Annotated in this window: 18 protein-coding genes; 12 read left to right on the top strand and 6 right to left on the bottom strand. The window is 71.8% G+C overall.

Annotation, left to right across the window (positions count from 1 at the left end):
- Positions 1 to 6 precede the first annotated feature (6 nt).
- Positions 7 to 1,035, top strand: a complete 1,029-nt coding sequence (gene ligD, locus ACWCXX_RS09040; RefSeq protein WP_451125853.1) for a non-homologous end-joining DNA ligase — start codon at positions 7 to 9, stop codon at positions 1,033 to 1,035.
- Between the two features lie 130 nt (positions 1,036 to 1,165).
- On the opposite strand, the gene ACWCXX_RS09035 is transcribed toward ligD, so the two are convergent.
- Both ACWCXX_RS09035 and ACWCXX_RS09030 read right to left on the bottom strand, forming a co-directional pair.
- Positions 1,166 to 3,010: an eCIS core domain-containing protein gene (locus ACWCXX_RS09035; protein WP_451125669.1), complete on the bottom strand. Its 1,845-nt coding sequence runs from the start codon at positions 3,008 to 3,010 to the stop codon at positions 1,166 to 1,168.
- A gap of 155 nt (positions 3,011 to 3,165) precedes the next feature.
- Positions 3,166 to 5,358, bottom strand: a complete 2,193-nt coding sequence (locus tag ACWCXX_RS09030) for a DEAD/DEAH box helicase (protein ID WP_451125668.1) — start codon at positions 5,356 to 5,358, stop codon at positions 3,166 to 3,168.
- Positions 5,359 to 5,819: 461 nt separating this feature from the next.
- Between ACWCXX_RS09030 and ACWCXX_RS09025 the strand changes: the two genes are divergently transcribed.
- Both ACWCXX_RS09025 and ACWCXX_RS09020 read left to right on the top strand, forming a co-directional pair.
- Positions 5,820 to 6,074 (top strand): WhiB family transcriptional regulator, encoded by a 255-nt coding sequence (locus ACWCXX_RS09025; protein WP_451125667.1) that lies wholly within the window; start codon positions 5,820 to 5,822, stop codon positions 6,072 to 6,074.
- A gap of 108 nt (positions 6,075 to 6,182) precedes the next feature.
- Positions 6,183 to 6,683 carry a tetratricopeptide repeat protein gene (locus ACWCXX_RS09020; protein ID WP_451125666.1) on the top strand — a complete coding sequence of 167 codons (501 nt, stop codon included), beginning with the start codon at positions 6,183 to 6,185 and terminating at the stop codon, positions 6,681 to 6,683.
- 57 nt (positions 6,684 to 6,740) lie between these two features.
- On the opposite strand, the gene ACWCXX_RS09015 is transcribed toward ACWCXX_RS09020, so the two are convergent.
- Positions 6,741 to 7,715, bottom strand: coding sequence for an acyl-ACP desaturase (locus tag ACWCXX_RS09015; RefSeq protein ID WP_451125665.1), 975 nt, complete (start codon positions 7,713 to 7,715; stop codon positions 6,741 to 6,743).
- A 304-nt stretch (positions 7,716 to 8,019) separates the two neighbouring features.
- On the bottom strand, positions 8,020 to 8,436 hold the full coding sequence (locus tag ACWCXX_RS09010) for an SsgA family sporulation/cell division regulator (protein WP_451125664.1): 417 nt from the start codon (positions 8,434 to 8,436) through the stop codon (positions 8,020 to 8,022).
- A 185-nt stretch (positions 8,437 to 8,621) separates the two neighbouring features.
- On the opposite strand from ACWCXX_RS09010, the gene ACWCXX_RS09005 reads away from it, so the two are divergent.
- A complete protein-coding gene (locus tag ACWCXX_RS09005) occupies positions 8,622 to 9,743 on the top strand; it encodes a WD40/YVTN/BNR-like repeat-containing protein (RefSeq protein WP_451125663.1) in 1,122 nt (373 codons plus the stop codon).
- Positions 9,744 to 9,948: 205 nt separating this feature from the next.
- Here the strand turns inward: ACWCXX_RS09005 and ACWCXX_RS09000 are convergent, their stop codons facing one another.
- Complete coding sequence (locus ACWCXX_RS09000) at positions 9,949 to 10,248, bottom strand: YciI family protein (protein WP_451125662.1); 300 nt, start codon at positions 10,246 to 10,248, stop codon at positions 9,949 to 9,951.
- Between the two features lie 338 nt (positions 10,249 to 10,586).
- Here ACWCXX_RS09000 and ACWCXX_RS08995 point away from each other — a divergent pair, with 338 nt between their 5' ends.
- Both ACWCXX_RS08995 and mmpA read left to right on the top strand, forming a co-directional pair.
- Complete coding sequence (locus ACWCXX_RS08995) at positions 10,587 to 11,264, top strand: endonuclease V (protein WP_451125661.1); 678 nt, start codon at positions 10,587 to 10,589, stop codon at positions 11,262 to 11,264.
- A 49-nt stretch (positions 11,265 to 11,313) separates the two neighbouring features.
- Positions 11,314 to 11,457 carry a morphogenic membrane protein MmpA gene (gene mmpA, locus ACWCXX_RS08990; protein WP_451125660.1) on the top strand — a complete coding sequence of 48 codons (144 nt, stop codon included), beginning with the start codon at positions 11,314 to 11,316 and terminating at the stop codon, positions 11,455 to 11,457.
- A 27-nt stretch (positions 11,458 to 11,484) separates the two neighbouring features.
- Here the strand turns inward: mmpA and ACWCXX_RS08985 are convergent, their stop codons facing one another.
- Positions 11,485 to 12,552, bottom strand: a complete 1,068-nt coding sequence (locus ACWCXX_RS08985) for a peptidoglycan-binding protein (RefSeq protein WP_451125659.1) — start codon at positions 12,550 to 12,552, stop codon at positions 11,485 to 11,487.
- Positions 12,553 to 12,807: 255 nt separating this feature from the next.
- Here ACWCXX_RS08985 and ACWCXX_RS08980 point away from each other — a divergent pair, with 255 nt between their 5' ends.
- From ACWCXX_RS08980 to ACWCXX_RS08955, 6 genes are all read left to right on the top strand, one after another.
- Positions 12,808 to 14,028 carry a peptidoglycan-binding protein gene (locus ACWCXX_RS08980; RefSeq protein WP_451125658.1) on the top strand — a complete coding sequence of 407 codons (1,221 nt, stop codon included), beginning with the start codon at positions 12,808 to 12,810 and terminating at the stop codon, positions 14,026 to 14,028.
- Positions 14,029 to 14,135: 107 nt separating this feature from the next.
- Complete coding sequence (locus ACWCXX_RS08975; RefSeq protein WP_451125657.1) at positions 14,136 to 15,173, top strand: peptidoglycan-binding domain-containing protein; 1,038 nt, start codon at positions 14,136 to 14,138, stop codon at positions 15,171 to 15,173.
- Positions 15,174 to 15,463: 290 nt separating this feature from the next.
- Entirely contained in the window at positions 15,464 to 16,618 is a 1,155-nt protein-coding gene (locus tag ACWCXX_RS08970) for a CaiB/BaiF CoA transferase family protein (RefSeq protein WP_451125852.1), read from the top strand.
- Between the two features lie 79 nt (positions 16,619 to 16,697).
- Positions 16,698 to 17,840 (top strand): acyl-CoA dehydrogenase family protein, encoded by a 1,143-nt coding sequence (locus ACWCXX_RS08965; RefSeq protein ID WP_451125656.1) that lies wholly within the window; start codon positions 16,698 to 16,700, stop codon positions 17,838 to 17,840.
- Positions 17,841 to 17,875: 35 nt separating this feature from the next.
- The gene (locus ACWCXX_RS08960; RefSeq protein WP_451125655.1) at positions 17,876 to 19,090 is read left to right on the top strand and encodes an acetyl-CoA C-acetyltransferase; all 1,215 of its coding nucleotides are present in this window, start codon (positions 17,876 to 17,878) and stop codon (positions 19,088 to 19,090) included.
- 39 nt (positions 19,091 to 19,129) lie between these two features.
- Complete coding sequence (locus ACWCXX_RS08955) at positions 19,130 to 21,337, top strand: 3-hydroxyacyl-CoA dehydrogenase NAD-binding domain-containing protein (protein WP_451125654.1); 2,208 nt, start codon at positions 19,130 to 19,132, stop codon at positions 21,335 to 21,337.
- Positions 21,338 to 21,430: the final 93 nt, after the last annotated feature.

Here is a 21,430-nt window from a genome sequence, read left to right as displayed (position 1 = left end):
AAAGCGGTGGAGCTGGAGGCGGAAGGACGGGCCGTACGGCTCTCCAACCCCGACAAGGTCTACTTTCCGGAGAAGGGCTACACGAAGCGGGACGTGGCCGAGTACTTCCTGGCCGTGGGCCCCGGCATCACCCGCGCCCTGCGCGACCGGCCGACCACCCTCCAGCGCTTCGTGGACGGCGTCGACGGCGAGTCCTTCTACCAGAAACGGGCCCCGAAGAACCTCCCCGACTGGATCCCCACCGCCAGGATCACCTTCCCGAGCGGCCGTCCCGCCGACGAGATCCGCCCCACCGGGCTCGCCGCCGTCATCTGGGCGGCCAACCTCGGCACGCTCACCTTCCACCCCTGGCCGGTCCGCGGCACCGACACCGACCACCCGGACGAACTGCGCATCGACCTCGACCCGCAGCCGGGAACGGACTACGCCGACGCCGTGCGGGCCGCCCACGGACTGCGGTCCGTGCTCGACGACCACGGTCTGCGCGGCTGGCCCAAGACCTCCGGTGGCCGGGGCATCCACGTCCTCGTCCCCGTCGAGCCGCAGTGGACCTTCACCGAGGTCCGGCGCGCCACCATCGCCGCCGGACGCGAACTGGAACGCCGGATGCCGGACCGGGTGACCACCGCCTGGTGGAAGGAGGAACGCGGCGAGCGGATCTTCGTCGACTTCAACCAGGCCGCCCGCGACCGCACGATCGCCTCCGCCTACTCCGTACGCGCCCGTCCCCACGCCCCGGTCTCCGCCCCGCTGCGCTGGGAGGAGCTCGACGACGCCGAACCGCGCGACTTCGACATCCGGACCATGCCCGGACGCTACGCCGAGGCGGGTGACGTCCACGCGGACCTGGACGACCACGCCTTCCGGCTCGACGGGCTGCTGGAACTGGCGGACCGGGACGAGCGGGAGCGCGGACTCGGCGATCTGCCGTACCCGCCCGACTACCCGAAGATGCCGGGCGAACCGAAACGGGTTCAGCCGAGCCGGGCCCGGCACGACGAGAGCGACGAGGCAGGCAAGGGCGGCGGGGGGTGAACGCGCCGGACCCGGAACCCCCGCCCCCCCACGCAACGCACGGCCGGCCGCACCGGGCGCTCGACGACTGTGTGCGAGGTGCGGGGCGCGGCGTGCGGAAGGGAGGCCGGCGGGGTGGTCGGGCGCGACGCTACGCCGAGAACGTCCTGTCGGCGTTGCGCTTGATGAACTCGCCGGCCAGTTTGTCGACCACCTTTCCGTGCAGCGGGTGGAAGGTGCCGATCTGCCCTTCCACCGTCCCCAGTTGAGCGTGGTCCGTCGCCCTGATGAAAAGACTGATGCTCCTTGCGAAGGGGGTGTTCGGGACGGGATCGGCGACGAACCTCGCCCAGAACCGTGCGGGGTCGTGCGAGGCCCACTGGAGGATCATGTTCTCCCACGGGATCATGGCCGAGTTGGCCGCGTAGAGACCCGGCACGAGATTCCCGCCCGCGGTCGCGCCGCCGAGCTGCGCGCCCCGCACGTGCAGCCATTCCCAGTTCTGGTCCATGGGCAGCCGCTCTCCGCGGAAGTGGTTGGCACAGGCGGCGGCCGCGAGCGCGTTCCAGTTCCCCATGGCTGCGTCCTGGCCCGATCCGCGGCCCACGGCCCGGATTTCCGTCCCGGGGACCCAACCCGTGTCCCGGGTCGGTGCGGGAAGGGATTCGAAGGTGGCTCTGATCTGCCGTCCCGTTTCGCTGTTCGGGTCCAGACCGAAGAACTCGTCGTCCCCCATGCTCCGCGCGCCCATGCGGATCCGGTGGGTGGGCGTCCGCTCCTGCGTCACCCGCGAGGCGTAGAAGACCGCACGGTTGCCGTCCGGGCTCTCGTACGTGTGGGTGTTGCCGGTCTCCTCGCGGAGTCCGTCGGCCGCGATCCGGAACTGGCGGGGGTTCTTGATGCGGTGGAACTCGACCTTCGCGTACTGCCCGTGCTCCTCGACGGGGATGCCGAGAAGCAGGAGGGCGTCGTTCAGCGAGGGGGTGCCGGTCGCGATGAGGACGCCGTCCGGCTCCGGGAGGCGGGAACCGCCGCCGGTCCGCCAGATGGCCGGGCCGTTCCTGCTGACGAAGTTCGCGAGCCCCCTGCGCTCTCTGTCCGAGAGGTCCATGTCCAGGTCGACGCGGGTGAGCGCGTTGGAGGCGGAGTCGTAGAAGAACACGTTTCCCAGCGCCGGAAGGTGCCCGGCCGGAGGGGTGTTCGGAGCTTGCGAGGCCGCCTGCCGGAACCGGTCGACGGCACCGTGCTCGACGAACAGGGGCAGGGACCGCAGGTGATAGAGATAGGCGTAGTCGGGGGTCTCGTCGTTGGTGTCCTTGTAGACGCGCCTGTCGTGGTCGGTCAGGCGCATGATCCGCTGGACCGGGGAGACCCCGTGCGGGGGCGGACCGTCGGCACTGCCGGTCGGCCGGGGAGCGGCACCCGACACGATCCGGCGAGCGTTCGCCTCCGCCTCACGCTCGAAACGGTCGGAGGGGTCACTGACGCGCAGCCCGTTGCCGTGGTCCGTGCCCGCGACCGGGCCGTGGCGCTGCTGGACGACATGGGTCAGTTCATGGGCGAGGGTGTGTCTGTCCGCGCCGCCGTGGCCGATGACCACGTGGTTGCCGGAGGTGTAGGCGCGGGCGCCGACCTCGGCGGCCGACGCGCGGGCGGCCCGGTCGGTGTGGATGCGCACATCGGAGAAGTCGGCACCGAACCGGGCCTCCATGTCGGTGCGGGTCGCCTCGTCCAGGGGACGGCCGCCGGAGCGCAGCACGTCGTGGACGGCGGAACGCTGTACCGAGGGATCGGCGGGATCGGTGGGCTCGGCGAGGGAGCGGTCCGCCCGCTGGAGCATGCGGACCACTTCGGCGTTTCCGACGGTGCTCTGGAGGTCGAGGAGCGACCGGGGGGACACGACGGCCGGGCCGGGACCGTCCACGTCGGCCCTGCGGGCGGGTGCGGTGGCGCGGCGGCCCGTGTCGTGGGCCTTGGCGGAATCGTGTGGGCGCATGGCGGACCGTTTCGGTAGGCAGGGGCTGCTCCCTCGTGGATACCCGCCGGACGGGCCGGAGCACGAGGTGCGCCGGGGCACAGTCGGGTGCCCGGGAGGGGCGCGGTCGCACGGACGGCCGGTCACCCCCGTGTGCCCCCGCGGGCCCGGCACGGTCAGCTCTCCGGCACCATTCCGGGCGCCTCGGCGGCCAGGCGCAGTTGCTCCTCCTCGACGATGCGCCGGGCCAGCGAGCCGTCCGACACGTCCACGGCGTCCGGCGTCGTCTCGGCGACGTCGCTGCGCCGGGCGTACATGTCGAACAGTCGCTCCTTGCGGGCCAGGATGTCCAGCATCCGCTCGTCCACGCTGTCGGTCGCGAGGAGCCGGTGCACCCGGACGGTCCGTATCTGTCCCATCCGGTGGGCACGGGCCACCGCCTGATGCTCCATGGTCGGTTTGATCTGCGGTTCGCAGAGGATGACGACCGACGCCGACTGCATGTTCAGCCCGACCCCGCCCGCCTGGATCTGGCTCAGCAGAACGGCATGGCCGTCCACGGCGGCGAAGTCGTCGATCAGCCCCTGCCGCCGGGCGGCCGGGACGTTCCCCGCCAACGGGCCGAACACCCGGGAATCCAGGGCCTGTTCGACGGTGAGGAGCACTTCGCGGAAGTATGAGAACACCACCACCTTGAGCCCGTTGTCGGCGGCCTCGGCCACCAGCTCGCGCAGCCGGTTCAGCTTCGCCGACGTGGCGGGCCGGGCGTACGCGGCCCGGCGCATCCGCATGAACTGCCCGGCGCCCACGGCCTCGCGGTAGGCGGCGAGGTCGTCCGGGCTGAACTCCTCCCACTCGTCGACCTGCACCACCGCCGGGAGTTCGGTCAGCACGTCCTCCTGGTTGCGCCGCAGATAGGCCGGGGCGACCGCCCTGCGGAACGCTAGCGAGCCGGCGGCTCCGTGGGTGGTGTGGATCGAGGGCGCCAGTTCGGGCTGGAGGTGGCGGACGAGGCTGCGGAACTCCTCGACGCGGTTCTCCATGGGCGTACCGGTCAGGAACAGCACCCGGTCGGTGCGTTGCGTCCAGCCGGAGACTGCCCGGGAGCGGCGGGTCTCGGGATTCTTGACGTAGTGGGCCTCGTCGACCACCAGCATTCCGGGCCGTATGCCGCAGTCCCGGGCGGCCGGCAGGGTGTGCAGGGCGTCGAACGTGGTGAGCGCGACCCCGCCGGTGCGGCGCCACTCGTCGAAGGCGCCCTGCCGCTCGGGGCCGTGCACCGGAAGCGTGCGCAGGGTCGAACGGGCCCGGACCTCACGCGCCCAGTTGATCAGCACGCTCGCCGGGCAGACCACCAGGAAGTGCGTCTCGCCCCGCGCCGAGAGGTGCGCGAGCGCGGCGATGGCCTGGACGGTCTTGCCCAGCCCCATCTCGTCGCCGATGATCACCCGCTTCTGCGCGAGCGCGAACCGGGCGCCGAACGACTGGTAGCCGCGCAGGGAGACCCGCAGCCGGGCGTCGTCCAGCCGCAGGTCGCGCACCCGGTCCGCTATCGCGGAGGGGAGGAACCCCTCGGCCGCGTCCCGGTCGGGCCCGCTGCCCGAAAGCTCGGCGATCAGGCTGTAGTACTCGGCGGACCGCAGCTCGAAGTCCACCCACGCCGCGAGGTCCGGCCCCGCGTCCCGCAGCAGATCGACCGAGACCTGTCCGAACAGCGGCACGAGCCCGAGCTCGGCCGCCTCCTCGACGGCCTCCCGCACCCCGCCGACGGCTTCCAGGACCCGGGAGCGGGCCTGCTGCCGGGTGAACAGCATGCGCAGCCGCCCCCGGGCCGGCGCCGCCTCGGCCAGCAGGGGTTCCAGACGCCCGACGAGCCGGCCCGCCGCGTCCACCGCCCGGCGGACCTCGGGGCCGGCCTCGACCAGCCGGTGCAACGCGGTGACGAGTGCGGTCGTGGCCTCGTCCGGTGCGTCCACGTCCATCCGGACCGTGACCGTGTCCCGCACCGCGTGGGCGATCTGTCCGGCGGCGGCCAGCGCCTGGTCGGCGGTCTGCGCCCCGACCCCGGGGATCTGGCGCAGCTCGTAGCGGTTCGCCCCGTGGACCTGGCCGACGGTGGTGAGCCCGGCCTGCTCGATCGCGCCGATCCGCAGCCTGCCCTCGGTGACGTCCCTGAGCCGGGAGACGGGGATGGCGGCGAGCTCCCGGCCGACGAGGGAGTCGAGCAGCGGATTCAGCGCGGCGCGCACGGCGTCCACGGCACGGGCGTGGTCGGCGAGCACGGCGCGTGCGGTCTCCAGCAGCTGCCCGGCCCGCGTCAGCAGCTCCCGGGCGGCCCTCCCCGTGGGCACGCCTCCGGCCTCTGTCATGTACGTCCCTCTGTCCGCGCGGCCCGGCCGCCGTCCTGCCCGGCACCCGCCCCGGCCGGTTCATATCGTGCCACGCGGCACTGACAGGGCAGACGGCCCGGGAGGCGGGCGGGCGGCGTTCCGTCGGGGAAGAGCAACAGCACCTTCGGAGTGCGGGCGCAGCAGCGGGCCCGCGCCGGGAACCGGTCGGTGCGCCCGTCCGTGACCACGGCCGGCGCGGCCCGGACCGCCGGGGCGAAGTGGGCACGACCCGCGCCGTCCGGTACCGGACGCCTCGCCGCCCTCGTGCACGGAGTGGCGGGGTTGCGCGCACGGGGTGGCCCGGTGGCAGACTGACGCCCGAGCCGAAGGTGCGGCAAAAACGGGCCGGACAGGCGTCGTGGAGTCGGCCGGAAGACATCGGCGCGCCGCATTGATGAGGCGTTGATCGGTTGTTTATCGCGACCGGGCACGGTGGACCCATGCTGATCAACACCGCGGCCGACACCGCACTCGCCTGGCAGGAGACAGCGCTGTGCGCCCAGGCGGGACCCGAGTTCTTCTTCCCCGCCCCCGGCAGCTCCACCCGTGAGGCCAAGCAGCTCTGCAACGCCTGCGAGGGACGGCTGGAGTGCCTGGAGTACGCCCTCGCCAACGACGAACGTTTCGGGGTGTGGGGCGGGCTCTCCGAGAAGGAGCGGGACCGGCTGCGCAGAACCGGCCGCGGCCGGGCCTGAGACCGGGCCCGCCGACCGGCGCGCCCGCCCGGGGGACGCGGCTCGTCGGCCCCGGTACCGTTCCGGCCCCGCCCCGGACGCTCCCCGTCCGCGTGACACGATGTCCGCATGACCGACCGCACCAGAGACGCCCTGCTCACGGCGGCCGTGCGGCTGCGCGCCGAGGGGCACCAGGAGGAGGCCCGGCAGCGACTGCTGTCCCTCTCCGCCGCCTTCCCGGCCGACGCCGAAGTGGCCTACCAGACCGCGTGGGCCCACGACGTGCTCGGCCTCGAAGCCGAGGCGGTGCCGTTCTACGAAAGCTCCCTGGCGGGCACCGGCCTGTCGGAGGAGGACCACCGGGGCGCACTGCTCGGCCTCGGAAGCACCTACCGCGTGCTCGGCCGGTACGAGGAGGCGGTCGAGCTCCTGCGCGGCGGCCTCGCACGGTTCCCCGACGACGGGGCACTGCGGACGTTTCTCGCCATGGCCCTCTTCAACACCGGCGAGCACCACGAAGCCGTGCGACTGCTGCTGGAACTGCTCGCGGCGAGCAGCGACGACCCGTACGTACGGCGGTACCGGGCGGCGATCGAGCACTACGCGCAGGACCTGAACGCCACGATGTGAGCCCGGGACGGGCCCGCCCCCGCCGAGGGGCGGGGACGGGCCGCGGCCGACGGAGGGTCAGGCCATGGCGCGCGCCGCCATGCGCGCCTTGCGGGCCGCCAGCTTCTCGTCGAACTTCGCCGCCTCGGAGTCCAGACCGCCCATGTACAGGCCCAACTCCTCCTGCGCCTTCAGGCCGTCGGGGCCGAGGCCGTCGATGTGGAGGACCTTCAGGTAGCGCAGCACGGGCTGGATCACGTCGTCGTGGTGGATGCGCATGTTGTAGATCTCGCCGATCGCCATCTGCGCGGCGGCCCGCTCGAAGCCCGGCATGCCGTGACCGGGCATCCGGAAGTTGACGACGACGTCGCGCACGGCCTGCATCGTCAGGTCGGGAGCCAGCTCGAAGGCCGCACCGAGGAGGTTGCGGTAGAAGACCATGTGCAGGTTCTCGTCGGTCGCGATGCGCGCCAGCATGCGGTCGCAGACCGGGTCGCCCGACTGGTGACCGGTGTTGCGGTGCGAGACGCGGGTGGCGAGTTCCTGGAAGGCGACGTACGCCACGGAGTGCAGCATCGAGTGGCGGTTGTCGGACTCGAAGCCCTCCGACATGTGAGCCATCCGGAATTGTTCGAGCTTGTCCGGGTCGACGGCGCGCGACGTGAGCAGGTAGTCGCGCATCACGATGCCGTGCCGGCCCTCCTCGGCGGTCCAGCGGTGCACCCAGGTGCCCCAGGCGCCGTCACGGCCGAAGAGGGAGGCGATCTCGTGGTGGTAACTGGGGAGGTTGTCCTCGGTCAGCAGATTCACGACCAGCGCGATCTTGCCGATGTCGGTGACCTTGGACTGATCGGCCTGCCACGCCTCGCCGTCCTCGAAGACGCCCGGGAAGTTCCGCCCGTCGGAGAACGGCACGTACTCGTGGGGCATCCAGTCCTTGGCGACCTTGAGATGACGGTTGAGCTCCTTCTCCACCACCTCTTCCAGGGCGTACAGCAGTTGGGCGTCGGTCCACGCCTTCGGACTGCCGAGGTGGGGAGCGGTGATCGTCACGGGGAACTCCTGGGGACGGGAGAATTACCTACGGATACGTAGGTTACGAGACCGTAGGTTAAAGCGGAGGTAAGTCCACCGCCAAGCCCGCCCCGGGGAGTTCCGGTGACGCACTGTCATGTATGCAGGTCGGCAAGGATCTGGCAGCTTCCTGAAGACATGCCTGAAGGGTGGCCGGAGTCCGCTCGTATCCTGATTTGTCCGCCTGTGGCGGTCGACGGTGACCGCATGCTCCGCACCCGCTTTGTGCGCAGTGCGTTCTGTGCCCGTCCCGGGCCCGTTCCGTGGGGCCTGGGGCGTGGGGTCAGTGGGGCCCGCCGAGCAGGTCGGTCAGGCCCCGGTCGAGATCCAGGAACCGGTGCTCGTCGCCGACCGGGACCATCTCCTGCGCCCGGTCGAGGAAACGGCGCAGCTCCGCCGTGCGCACGTGCACCATCGCGATGCCCTCCTCGGCGTGGAACTCCAGGACCGTGCGCTCGTATCCGAACGGCCGGATGCGCACGTCCCCGACGCCGGCAGCCGCGTCGACGCCGGCCGTCAGCAGCTCTCGGGAGAACTCCCAGGAGACCTCGGTCCCCGCCAGGGTCGCCGGGGCGGGAAACGCCATGCGTACGGCGAACGGGTCGCTCGGGTCGTACTGGAGGGTGGCGGGAAGGGTCTCCATCCGCGGTGCGGATGCGACCATGCGGGCCTGCACGGACTGCTCGATGACGGTGGACAAGACCTGCTCCCTTTCTCGGCCGGACGAACGGTTGTCGGCACTGATGAAGACGACGGAATCCCCTTGTCCGTGCACCGGGAGGGGGCGTGAGTTGTGTCACCGCGTGCCGACGTACCCGTTCGCCTGCCCACTTCGCGGTGGCTCACCCTGGACGGGCCGCGACCGGTGGGCTAGCTTCCAGCGCCATGAGAGCCATGGGGAAGAAGAGACAGCTGATGTCATGGGGGCTCTGTGTGGCGGCGTTGACCGCGACACTGGCCGCACCGACGGCCGCGGCGGCACCGCGGGAACACCACCGGCCGGGCGAACGGCCGGTCTGGACGCTCACCGACACCGGTACGGACGCCCGTTTCCGCGGCCTCGCCGCCGTCAGCCGCCGCACCGCCTGGGTCGCGGGCTCCAAGGGCACGGTGCTGCGCACCGTGGACGGCGGCCGCACCTGGCGCGACGTGTCACCTGCGGGCGCGGCCGAGGAGGGGCTGGAGTTCCGCGACATCGAGGCGTTCGACGCCCGGCGCGCGGTGGCCCTGGCCATCGGCGAGGGGGAGGCGTCCAGGGTGTTCCGCACGGACGACGGGGGAGCGACCTGGACGGAGTCGTTCCGCAACACCGACGCCCGCGCCTTCTACGACTGCCTCACCTTCTTCGACAGCCGGAACGGGCTCGCGATGAGCGACCCGGTGGACGGGAAGTATCGCATCCTGTCGACCGCGGACGGGGGCCGGAGCTGGCGGGTCCTGCCCACCGAGGGCATGCCGGAGGCGCAGGCCGGTGAGGCCGCATTCGCCGCCAGCGGCCAGTGCCTGGTCTCGTCGGGCCCCCGTGACGTCTGGCTCGCGACCGGGGGAGCCGCCACCGCGCGGGTGCTGCACTCCGCGGACCGCGGACTGACCTGGACCGCCTCCGTGTCGACGATCCCGGCCGGTGACCCGGCGCGCGGCGTCTTCGGGCTGGCCTTCCGCGACCGCCACCACGGCATCGCGGTCGGTGGCGACTACCGGGCCGGTGAACCCTCGCCGGACGCCGCGGCCGTGACGGGCGACACCGGCCGCACCTGGCGCCGGTCCACGACCCCGCCGACCGCCTATCGTTCGGGCGTCGCCTGGCTGCCGCACAGCAGGTCGGCCGCACTGGCGGTCGGCCCGACGGGCACCGACCTCACCTCGGACGGCGGCCGTACCTGGCGCACGGTCGACACGGGGTCGTACGACACCGTCGACTGCACCCCGGACGGCGGCTGTTGGGCCGCGGGTGAGAAGGGACGCGTGGCACGCGCGGCGCACCAGGGCCGATCCCTGGCCCCCTGATCCACGAAGGCCAGGTCCGGCGCCGATGACGTCGGCGACGGGGGAGACCCCGCCTTCCCGATCCGCAGGGGCAGGGGAGGCGGGGCGTGACGGGAGAATCCGGTCACCGTCCGGACCGGCGTCCGGTGTGCGGGCGGACGGATCTCCCCGGAACCGTCTTCCGCGGCACCGCCTTCCGCGTCGCCGGGTTCTCCCCGGACACCCGCTATCCGGGCAACTGCTGACGGTACGGGGCGAGTTCGTCCGAGGTCTTCGTCGCGACGAACTCGGTGACGCGGTACGCGCACACGCCCCCGGTCACGAACGGGTCCTCCGAGGTGATCCTCTCGATCCGGGCGCGGTCGTCCCCGACGGCCAGGATCACTCCGCCGTCGCGGGGGTTCTTGCGGCCCGACGCGATGAACACTCCCGCCGCGTAGTAGGTGTCCAGCCAGGCGACATGGTCCTGGAGCAGCGCGTCGACGCGTTCGACGGGGGCGGTATAGGTCAGTTCGAGTACAAACATGATCGTCAGGCTACGGGACGGCGCCGCACCTCCCCGGCCGCGCCGCCGTCGACGGACCGGCTGCCCCATGGGCCCGTGCACCGGACGCCGTCGCCCCGGCCCGATCCGGACGAAAGACCCTAAGGGGTCTCCCGCAATACCTGGCGGGCGCACGACGACAGCTACTTCCCCGAGCTCTCGGCTGCGCTCGAGCAGGGGAGACCCCATCCTCGCCGCGTTGTCGGAACGCCCGAATACATCCAGTATGCGGGCGCCCCTCCGCCTTGCGATGCACCGCATCCGACGCCGCGCGCTGATCCACCAGGCATTACGGGACGCCCCTTAGACTCGACCGCATCATGACGACCTTCCCGACACCCGCCGACGAGGCCGAGGCGCGAGCCATTCAGGACACCCTGCGCGCCCGGGTGGTGCTCGACGAACCAGGGCCGCCGCCCGGCACGGGCCGGGTCACCGGGGTCGACGTGGCCTACGACGACGAACGCGATGTCGTCGTCGCGGCGGCGGTCGTCCTCGACGAGGCGACGCTCGACGTGCTCGCCGAGACCACCGCCGTCGGCCGGATCACCTTCCCGTACGTTCCCGGCCTCCTCGCCTTCCGGGAGATACCGACCGTGCTGGCCGCGCTCGAATCCCTGCCGGTCGACCCCGGGCTCGTGATCTGCGACGGATACGGCCTGGCGCACCCGCGCCGCTTCGGCCTCGCCAGCCATCTCGGGGTGCTCACCGGACTCCCGGTCATCGGCGTCGCCAAGAACCCGTTCACCTTCTCGTACGAACAGCCCGGACCCCACCGCGGCGACTGGTCGCCCCTGCTCGACGGCGAGGAGGAGGTGGGCCGGGCCCTGCGCACCCAGGACGGCGTCAAACCCGTCTTCGTCTCCGTCGGACACCGGACCGGCCTCGACAACGCGTGCGCCCACACCCTGTTGCTGTCCCGGGACTTCCGCCAGCCGGAAACCACCCGCAGGGCCGACGCCCTGTGCCGGAAGGCCCTGCGGGAAGCGACGGGTTGAGTACCCGTACGGGTATTGCTTGTCAGACCCGAGCGGCAGACTGGCACGCATGAACGAACATCGAACTCCCATGGGTCCCGGAACCGTCTACCTCGCCCAGCGCCGGGTCGCGGTGGGGATGACGCTCGGCATCGTCGCGGGAGTGGTCTGGGCCGTCTCGATGATCTGCACCCTGGTTTCCTGGGCACTCTGACGCCCCCGGGGCCACCGCCCCGCCCGGTTATTTGTGCTGGTCCGGTCCCTGGGCGTTGAGCAGCGCGCGCCAGGTGTCCTCGTCCCCGACACCCGTCACCGGCAGATTCCGGGACGCCTGGAACTCCTTCAACGAGCGCATGGTCGACGGGGTGTACGTGCCGGTGCTGTCGGTCGGTACCCCGGCGTGGTGGAGCAGGTACTGCACCGCCGTGACGGCCTCCGGCTTCGTCGTGCGGGAGTCGACCGTCATGATCAGCAACGGCCAGGTGTCCTTTCCGACCTTGCCGTCCGGGGTCAGCCCGTGGGCGGACTGGAACTTCTTCACGGCCTCCGCCGTGGCGGGGCCGTAGTCGGCGTCGACCTTCACGTCGTGACCGTTCGCCCGCAGCAACAGCTGCACCGTACGGGCCTTCCAGAGCACGTTGCCCTTGCGGGCCAGGGGCCACTTGGTGCCCTCCGACGGACGGTCCGTCACCTCCGCCGTCGTCTTGGCGTCGTTCCGGCCCGGAACCGGCGCCGCCCACCACGCCAGGCCGCCGAACACCAGCAGGAGCATCGCCGAGACGGCCAGGGTCGGAAACGCGACGGGGAAGCGGTCCCACCTGCGGGCCGCGGGAGTACGGCCGTCGGCGGGCTCCACGGGGCCGGGCACTTCGGTCACGACCGTCTCCGCACCGGCCCCCGCGGGCACGGCCGTTCCTTCCACAGGAGAACCGGGGCCGGTGGGCGCGGCGGTCTTCTCCGGACCGGTTCCCGCCGACGGGCCGGCCGGTTGCGCGACCGCCGGGCGCCTGCGGCCCGGTGCGGCCCCGGCCGCCGCGTCCGCCAGGGCGCACGCCCGGACCAGGTCGTCGGCCGGTGCCCGCAGCACCGTGTGCAGTTGCTCGACGATCCTGCGCGGCGCGTTGGAGGAGTGAGAAGGATTCAGATAGCGCGACAGGGTGGTCTGGTCGATCCCCAGCCGCTTGGCGAGGGATTGCTGGGTGGGTTTCTCGCGGCCGTCGCGCGCCGCCGACTCCCACCAGTTCCTCAGTAATTCCGCGAGAGCGCGCCCCGGATGCGGCCCGTGGCCCGCCACAGTGTTGTCCGTCATCGTGCCTTCCCGACTTTCTGTGTGCATAGCCGCAGGTCAACGCCATGCATCGGGAGCGTGCATAGATGCATCGACCCGCGGGACGCAGATCGTAGTGAAAGCGCCGTTCAGTGCTGCACAGTTGAGGAGCGGTCGGCCCGAGGCCCCGCGAACCCCACCCCGTTCCCACCCCTTCGAGGGAGTGCTCCTGCCTGCGCATTCGCGGCGGACGGGGACGCAGGGGCCCTTTCGCCCGAGGGACAAGGAGATCTGCATATGCATCCGACATCACCCGTACGAGTGCGTGTCGCCCTGACCGGCACGGTTGTGGGAGCGGCTCTGGTCGCGCTGGGCGCGATCGCTCCCACGGTCGTGGCCGTGCCGCCCTCGTCGTACGGCGTCACCGGCGTTGACACCAGCCACCACAACCACGAGGCGAAGGGGAGGAAGGACACACCGATCGACTGGAAGCGGGTGGCCGCCTCTAACAGCTTCGCCTTCCTCAAGGCCACACAAGGGGTGTCTGGCAAGGACGGCTGGTTCGCCCGGGACTACGCCGCCGTCTCCAGGACCTCGCTGCTCCGTGCCCCGTACCACTTCTTCCACCCCCGGAGCACGACCGACGGCGCGGCGCAGGCCCGGCACTTCGCCTCGACCGTTCGGGCCGCCGGTTACCGGGGCAGCCGGGCGGGCGAACTGCCGCCGGTGCTCGACGTGGAGAAGCTGCCCGTCAAGGGCGGCGGGGAGATCTGCCCGAAGGCGCTGCGCACCCAGCAGGTGCGGGCCTTCCTGAACGAGGTGAAGAAGGAGTTCGGGGTCACCCCGATCGTCTACACCCGGGCGTCCTTCGTGAAGGAGTGCATGGGCGGCAAGGGCGAGGTGTTCGCCGGGTACCCGCTGTGGCTCGCCCGGTACGGCAGCGGCTCGGACGAACCGCACCGGGTGCCCGGTGCCGGAGGGTCCTGGACCTTCTGGCAGCACACCCAGAGCGGCACCGTGCCGGGCATCGACGGACCGGCCGACCGCAACGTCTTCCGCGGCAGCCCGGCGGAGCTGCGGGCGATGGCGGAGGGCGGCACCCCGCGGCCGGTCCACGACTTCCCGGTCCTGCGCTCCGGACAGCGCGGAAGCGAGGTGACCACCGCACAACTGCTGCTGGCCGCCAAGGGACACCGGCTCGCGGCGGACGGCGACTTCGGCCCCGCGACGGTCGCCGCGGTCGAGCGGTTCCAGCAGGACGCGGGGCTGAAGGCCGACGGCGTGATCGGCGAGCACACCTGGCGGGCGCTCGCCCCGAAGCTCTCCTCCGGCGACCGGGGAAAGGCCGTCGAGGCGGCCCAGCACCGACTGGCGGCCCATGGGCACAAGGGCGCCGCGGACGGGGTCTACGGCACCGGGACCGCCGCGAACGTCAGGGCCTTCCAGAAGAAGGCCGGCCTCCCCGCCGACGGCGTGGTCGGTACGAGGACCTGGGCGGCACTGCTCTCCCGCCCATGAGGCCCGCACCCGACCCCACGCACGCCCCGCCCCGGACCGCCCGGACCGTCCGCGTTACCCATCGGCTCACCCGCACCACCATCACCACTCACACCGAGGAGTCACCCATGTCCACCATGTCCCCGTTCCCCGTCTCCGTCCTTCCCCGTCGTACCGCCGCCCGGCTCGTCGCAGGCATCGCCGCCGTCGCCGCGCTGACCGGTCCGGCGGCCTCCCTCGCGACCGCGGGCGAGGTCCCGGCGGTCCGGACCGCCGCCGAACGCGGGGCGGCCCCCGCGGCGGCCGACTGGCCGACCCTGAAGGCGGGCAGCAAGGGCACCGCCGTCACCGCCCTCCAGCACCTGCTGAACTCCCGGGGGCAGTCGCTGACGGTCGACGGCTCCTTCGGCCCGGCCACGACAGCCGGGGTGAAGGCGTTCCAGAAGGCGCGGCACCTCGCCGTGGACGGTCTCGTGGGGGCCGGTACCTGGTCCCAGCTGGTCACCACTCTGCGCGACGGTGCGAAGGGGCCGGCCGTGAAGGCCGCGCAGACCCTGCTGAAGGCGCGCGGCCAGGCGGTGGCCGTCGACGGGGCGTTCACCGCCACCGTGACGGCGAAGGTCAAGGCGTTCCAGAAGTCGGCCGGCCTCACCGCCGACGGCGTCATCGGCACCCGTACCTGGGCGGCGCTGCTGAACGGCACTCCGTCCGGCGGCAACAGGGCGGCACTGGCCAAGCAGATCCTGGCCCAGAAGCAGATCGGTCTGGCCACCGTCCATCCGGGCGGCAAGCACGCCGGCTCGACGGCCCGGCAGAACATCATCGACACGGCGAACGGCAGGGGGGCGCTCACCAGCCCGTGGGGCGACAAGCCCAACCGGCGGGTCGCCCTCGACCCGCGGATGCTGAACGGCCTGCTGAAGCTGCGCACCCAGTACGGCTACCGGATCTCCGTCTCCGAGATCGTCGGCGGCGACCACAGCGGCAACTCCAGGCACTACGCCGGAATCGCCTTCGACATCACGCACATCAACGGCCGGCACGTCGGCAGCGGGGCCCCGCACAAGCAGTTCATGGCCGCCTGCAAGAAGCTCGGCGCGCCGGAGGTCCTCGGCCCGGGTGACGCCGGACACAGCCGCCACGTGCACTGCGGCTGGTCCCGCTGACCTCGGCCGCAGGATCCGGGACCGGTGTCCGGTCGCCCCGTCGGGGGGCGGCCGGACACCGGCATGCGTACGGCGCGCACCCCGGGGTGCGGCGGACGGAGGAGTCTCGCGGCGGCGAACGGCACGGGCCGGCGGAGGAGCCGTGGCGGTGAACGACCGGGCGGGGATCGTGGGGGAGGATCCCGGAGGAAAGTCCTAAGCGCTTGCTCGGCCAAAAGGGTTGTGCGGAGCGCGGGGCGTTCTTAGCATCATCGATGTTACATCAGTTGTGTCATACCGCTGGGGGCTTGATGGCAACGACAGGGCACGGATCGCACGGTCCGTTGGCAGGGGTGCGGGTGGTCGAGCTGGCCGGCATCGGCCCCGGCCCGTTCGCCGCGATGCTCCTGGCCGACCTCGGCGCCGATGTCGTCCGGGTCGACCGGCCCGGGGGAGCGGGGCTCGGCATCGACCCCGCGTACGACCTCACCAACCGCAACAAGCGCTCCGTGCTCATCGACCTCAAGGCCGAGGGCGGCGCCGACCGGGTGCTCGACCTGGCCGAGCGCGCCGACATCCTGATCGAGGGATACCGGCCGGGCGTCGCCGAACGCCTCGGCGTCGGCCCCGAGGCCGCGCTGGCCCGCAACCCCCGGCTCGTGTACGGGCGGATGACCGGCTGGGGCCAGGACGGCCCCCTCGCCGAACGGGCCGGGCACGACGTCTCCTACATCGCCCTCTCCGGCACGCTCTCCATGATCGGCAGGCCCGGTGAGCCGCCCACCCTCCCGGCCAACCTCGTCGGCGACTACGCGGGCGGCTCGCTCTACCTCGTCGTCGGCGTCCTCGCCGCCCTCCAGCACGCCCGCACCCCCGACGGCCGGGGCCAGGTCGTGGACGCGGCGATCGTCGACGGCGCCGCCCACCTCGCGACGATGATCCACGGAATGCTGGCGGCCGGCGGCTGGCAGGACCGGCGCGGCTCCAACCTCCTGGACGGCGGCTGCCCGTTCTACGGCTCGTACGAGACCGCCGACGGCCAGTACATGGCGGTCGGCCCGCTGGAGCAGCGGTTCTACGACGAGTTCGTCGAGCTCCTCGGGATCGGGGACGAGGCCCCGGACCGGGGGGACATCGCCCGCTGGGATGAGCTGCGCACGGTCGTCGCCGACCGGTTCAGGACCCGGACGCGCGCGGAGTGGACCGAGGTGTTCGAGGGAACGGACGCCTGTGTCGCCCCCGTCCTCTCGCTCCGCGAGGCGCCCGGCCACCCGCACCTCGCCGCCCGCTCCACCTTCGTCGAGCACGGCGGCCTCACCCAGCCCGCCCCCGCACCGCGCTTCTCCGCCACCCCCGTCTCCGTACGCAGCGGGCCCGCCCGGCCCGGCGCGGACACCGAGGACGTCGCCGCAGACTGGGACGTGCCCGGCCTCGCGGGGGACCGCGCGGACCCCGGCGGTCGATGAGTCCCTCCCCGCCGCCGGGCCGTACGGGCCCGGCAGACCCCTCTCCCCACCGCAAGGATCCGGCTCCAGGAGGCCCGCAGTGCAGCGGCAGATCTTCACCGAAGAGCACGACGCGTTCCGCGAGACCGTGCGCACCTTTCTCGACAAGGAGGTCCTCCCGCACTACGAGCAGTGGGAGAAGGACGGCATCGTCTCGCGCAAGGCGTGGCTCGCGGCCGGGCGGCAGGGGCTGCTCGGCCTCGCGGTGCCCGAGGAGTACGGGGGCGGCGGCAACACCGACTTCCGCTACAGCGCCGTCCTCGCCGAGGAGTTCACCCGGGCAGGCACCCCCGGCCTCGCGCTCGGCCTGCACAACGACATCGTCGGCCCCTACCTCGCCGGGCTCGGCACCGACGAGCAGAAGCGGCGCTGGCTGCCCGGATTCTGCAGCGGCGAGATCGTCACCGCCATCGCCATGACCGAACCCGGCGCGGGCTCCGACCTCCAGGGCATCCGCACCACCGCCGAGGACAAGGGCGACCACTGGCTGCTCAACGGCTCCAAGACCTTCATCTCCAACGGCATCCTCGCCGACCTGGTGGTCGTGGTCGCCAAGACCACCCCCGAGGGCGGGGCCAAGGGACTGTCGCTGATCGTCGTCGAACGCGGCGCGGAGGGCTTCGAGCGCGGCCGCAACCTCGACAAGATCGGCCAGAAGTCCCAGGACACCGCCGAACTGTTCCTCAACGACGTCCGCGTCCCCAAGGAGAACCTGCTCGGCGAGCGGGACGGCGCCTTCATCCATCTCATGACCAACCTGGCGCAGGAACGGATGGGCATAGCGGTCGCCGGGATCGCCGCGGCCGAACACCTGCTGGAGATCACCACGCGGTACGTCAAGGAGCGCGAGGCCTTCGGCAGGCCGCTCTCCAAGCTCCAGCACATCCGGTTCGAGATCGCCGAGATGGCCACCGAGTGCGCCGTCACCCGCACCTTCCTGGACCGCTGCATCGTCGACCACTCCGACGGCACCCTCGACGCCGTGCACGCCTCGATGGCCAAGTGGTGGGCCACCGAACTGCAAAAGCGCGTCGCCGATCGCTGTCTCCAACTGCACGGCGGCTACGGGTACATGACGGAGTATCCGGTGGCCAGGGCCTTCACCGACGGCCGCATCCAGACCATCTACGGCGGCACGACCGAGATCATGAAGGAGATCATCGGCCGTTCGCTGCTCGCCTGACCCCCTCGCACAACCACCCTCGAAAGGCTGCTGACTTGAGCACCGAAGCGTACGTCTACGACGCGATCCGCACCCCGCGCGGTCGCGGCAAGGCCAATGGGGCCCTGCACGGCACCAAGCCGATCGACCTCGTCGTCGGCCTCATCCACGAGATCCGCAGCCGCTTCCCGGATCTGGACCCGGCGGCCATCGACGACATCGTCCTCGGCGTGGTCAGCCCGCTCGGCGACCAGGGCTCCGACATCGCCCGGATCGCCGCCACCGCGGCCGGCCTGCCGGACACCGTCGCAGGCGTCCAGGAGAACCGCTTCTGTGCCTCGGGCCTGGAAGCAGTCAACCTGGCCGCGGCCAAGGTCCGTTCGGGCTGGGAGGACCTCGTCCTCGCGGGCGGTGTCGAGTCGATGTCCCGCGTCCCGATGGGCTCCGACGGCGGCGCCTGGGCCATGGACCCGATGACCAATTTCGAGACCGGCTTCGCCCCGCAGGGCGTCGGCGCCGACCTCATCGCCACCATCGAGGGCTTCTCCCGCCGCGACGTCGACGAGTTCGCCGCGCTCTCCCAGGAACGCGCCGCCGAGGCGTGGAAGGAGGGCCGCTTCGCCCGCTCCGTCGTCCCCGTCAAGGACCGCAACGGCCTCGTCGTCCTCGACCACGACGAACACATGCGGCCCGGCACCACCGCCGACTCGCTCGCCGCGCTCAAGCCGTCCTTCGCCACGATCGGCGAGATGGGCGGCTTCGACGCGGTGGCGCTGCAGAAGTACCACTGGATCGAGAAGATCGACCACGTCCACCACGCGGGCAACTCCTCCGGCATCGTCGACGGCGCCGCGCTCGTCGCGATCGGCAACAAGGAGACCGGCGAGCGCTACGGGCTCACCCCGCGCGCCCGGATCGTCTCCGCGGCCGTCTCCGGCTCCGAGCCCACCATCATGCTCACCGGCCCCGCCCCCGCCACCCGCAAGGCCCTCGCCAAGGCCGGGCTGACCATCGACGACATCGACCTCGTCGAGATCAACGAGGCGTTCGCCGGCGTCGTCCTCCGCTTCGCCAGGGACATGGGACTCTCCCTCGACAAGATCAACGTCAACGGCGGCGCCATCGCGCTCGGCCACCCGCTCGGCGCCACCGGCGCGATGATCCTCGGCACCCTCATCGACGAACTGGAGCGCCGCGACCAGCGGTACGGCCTCGCCACCCTCTGCGTCGGCGGCGGCATGGGCATCGCCACCGTCGTCGAGCGCCTCTGACCGTCCCCCGGCCCCCCTGCTTACGGAGAAGAAAAGCTAATGACCGAGAGCACGACCATCCGCTGGGAACAGGACGAGACCGGCGTCGTCACCCTCGTACTCGACGACCCCGACCAGTCCGCCAACACGATGAACCAGGCCTTCAAGGACTCCATCGCGGCCGTCGCCGACCGCGCCGAGGCCGAGAAGGACTCCATCCGCGGCATCATCTACACCTCCGCCAAGAAGACCTTCTTCGCGGGCGGCGACCTCAAGGACATGATCAAGGTCGGCCCCGAGAACGCCCAGCAGGCCTTCGACACCGGCACCGCCATCAAGAACTCGCTGCGCCGCATCGAGACCCTCGGCAAGCCCGTCGTCGCCGCCATCAACGGAGCGGCGCTCGGCGGCGGTTACGAGATCGCGCTCGCCTCCCACCACCGGATCGCCCTCGACGCCCCCGGCTCCCGCATCGGCCTGCCCGAGGTCACGCTCGGCCTGCTGCCCGCGGGCGGCGGCGTCACCCGCACCGTACGCCTCATGGGCATCGCCGACGCGCTGCTGAAGGTCCTCCTCCAGGGCACCCAGTACACCCCGCGGCGCGCCCTGGAGAACGGCCTGGTCCACGAGGTCGCCGCCACCCCGGAGGAGATGCTCGAAAAGGCCCGCGCCTTCATCGACGCCAACCCCGAGTCCCAGCAGCCCTGGGACGTCAAGGGCTACCGGATCCCCGGCGGCACCCCGTCCAACCCGAAGTTCGCCGCGAACCTGCCCGCCTTCCCGTCCAACCTGAAGAAGCAGATCGCGGGCGCCCCGATGCCCGCGCCCCGCAACATCCTGGCCGCCGCCGTCGAGGGCTCCCAGGTCGACTTCGAGACCGCGCTGACCATCGAGGCCCGCTACTTCACCGAGCTGGTCACCGGCCAGGTCGCGAAGAACATGATCCAGGCGTTCTTCTTCGACCTCCAGGCCGTCAACTCCGGCGCCAGCCGCCCCAAGGGCATCGAGGAGCGCCAGGTCCGCAAGGTCGCCGTGCTCGGCGCCGGGATGATGGGCGCGGGCATCGCCTACTCCTGCGCACGGGCCGGCATCGAGGTCGTCCTCAAGGATGTCTCCCAGGAGGCCGCGGACAAGGGCAAGGCGTACAGCGAGAAGCTGCTCGCCAAGGCGCTCTCCCGGGGCCGCACCACCGAGGCGAAGCGGGACGAACTGCTGGCCCGCATCACCCCGACCGCCGACCCGGCCGACCTGGCGGGCTGCGACGCCGTCATCGAGGCCGTCTTCGAGGACACCGCGCTCAAGCACAAGGTGTTCCAGGAGATCCAGGACGTCATCGAGCCGGACGCGCTGCTCTGCTCCAACACCTCGACCCTGCCCATCACCGTCCTCGCCGAAGGCGTCTCGCGGCCCGCCGACTTCATCGGGCTGCACTTCTTCTCGCCCGTGGACAAGATGCCGCTGGTCGAGATCATCAAGGGCGAGCGGACCGGCGACGAGGCCCTGGCCCGCGCCTTCGACCTGGTCCGCCGGATCAAGAAGACCCCGATCGTCGTCAACGACTCGCGCGGCTTCTTCACCTCCCGCGTCATCGGCCAGTTCATCAACGAGGGCGTCGCCATGGTCGGCGAGGGCGTGGAGCCCGCGTCGGTCGAGCAGGCCGCGGCACAGTCCGGCTACCCGGCCAAGGTGCTCTCCCTGATGGACGAGCTGACCCTCACCCTGCCCCGCAGGATCCGCGACGAGACCAGGCGGGCCGTCGAGGAGGCGGGCGGCACCTGGCCCGGACACCCGGCGGACGAGGTCATCGACCGGATGGTCGACGAGTTCGGCCGGACGGGACGCAGCGGCGGCGCGGGCTTCTACGAGTACGACGAGAACGGCAGCCGCACCCGCCTCTGGCCCGGCCTGCGGGAGCATTTCGGGGGCTCCGGGGGGCGTACCCCGGGTGGGCACAGCACGAAGCCGGACACCGGCATCCCGTTCGTCGACATGAAGGAGCGGATGCTGTTCTCCGAGGCGCTGGACAGTGTCCGCTGCCTGGAGGAGAACGTCCTGACCTCGGTCGCCGACGCCAACATCGGCTCCATCATGGGCATCGGCTTCCCGCCGTGGACGGGCGGCGTGCTCCAGTACATCAACGGGTACGAGGGCGGCCTGCCCGGCTTCGTCGCCCGCGCCCGGCAGCTCGCGGAGCGCTACGGCGACCGCTTCCTGCCGCCCGCGCTGCTCGTGGAGAAGGCCGAGAAGGGCGAGACCTTCCACGACTGACGCCCGGTCCGCGGCGGCGGCCGGCACCCCGCACGGGGCGCCGACCACCGCGGGCGACCTCCCGTCGGGCGGCAGCACCACGGCGGCGACTGC

The sequence above is a fragment of the Streptomyces sp. NPDC001732 genome, from assembly GCF_053596315.1.
Note: the sequence above shows the minus strand (reverse complement) of the source record. Positions and strands in the feature narration are given on the sequence as shown.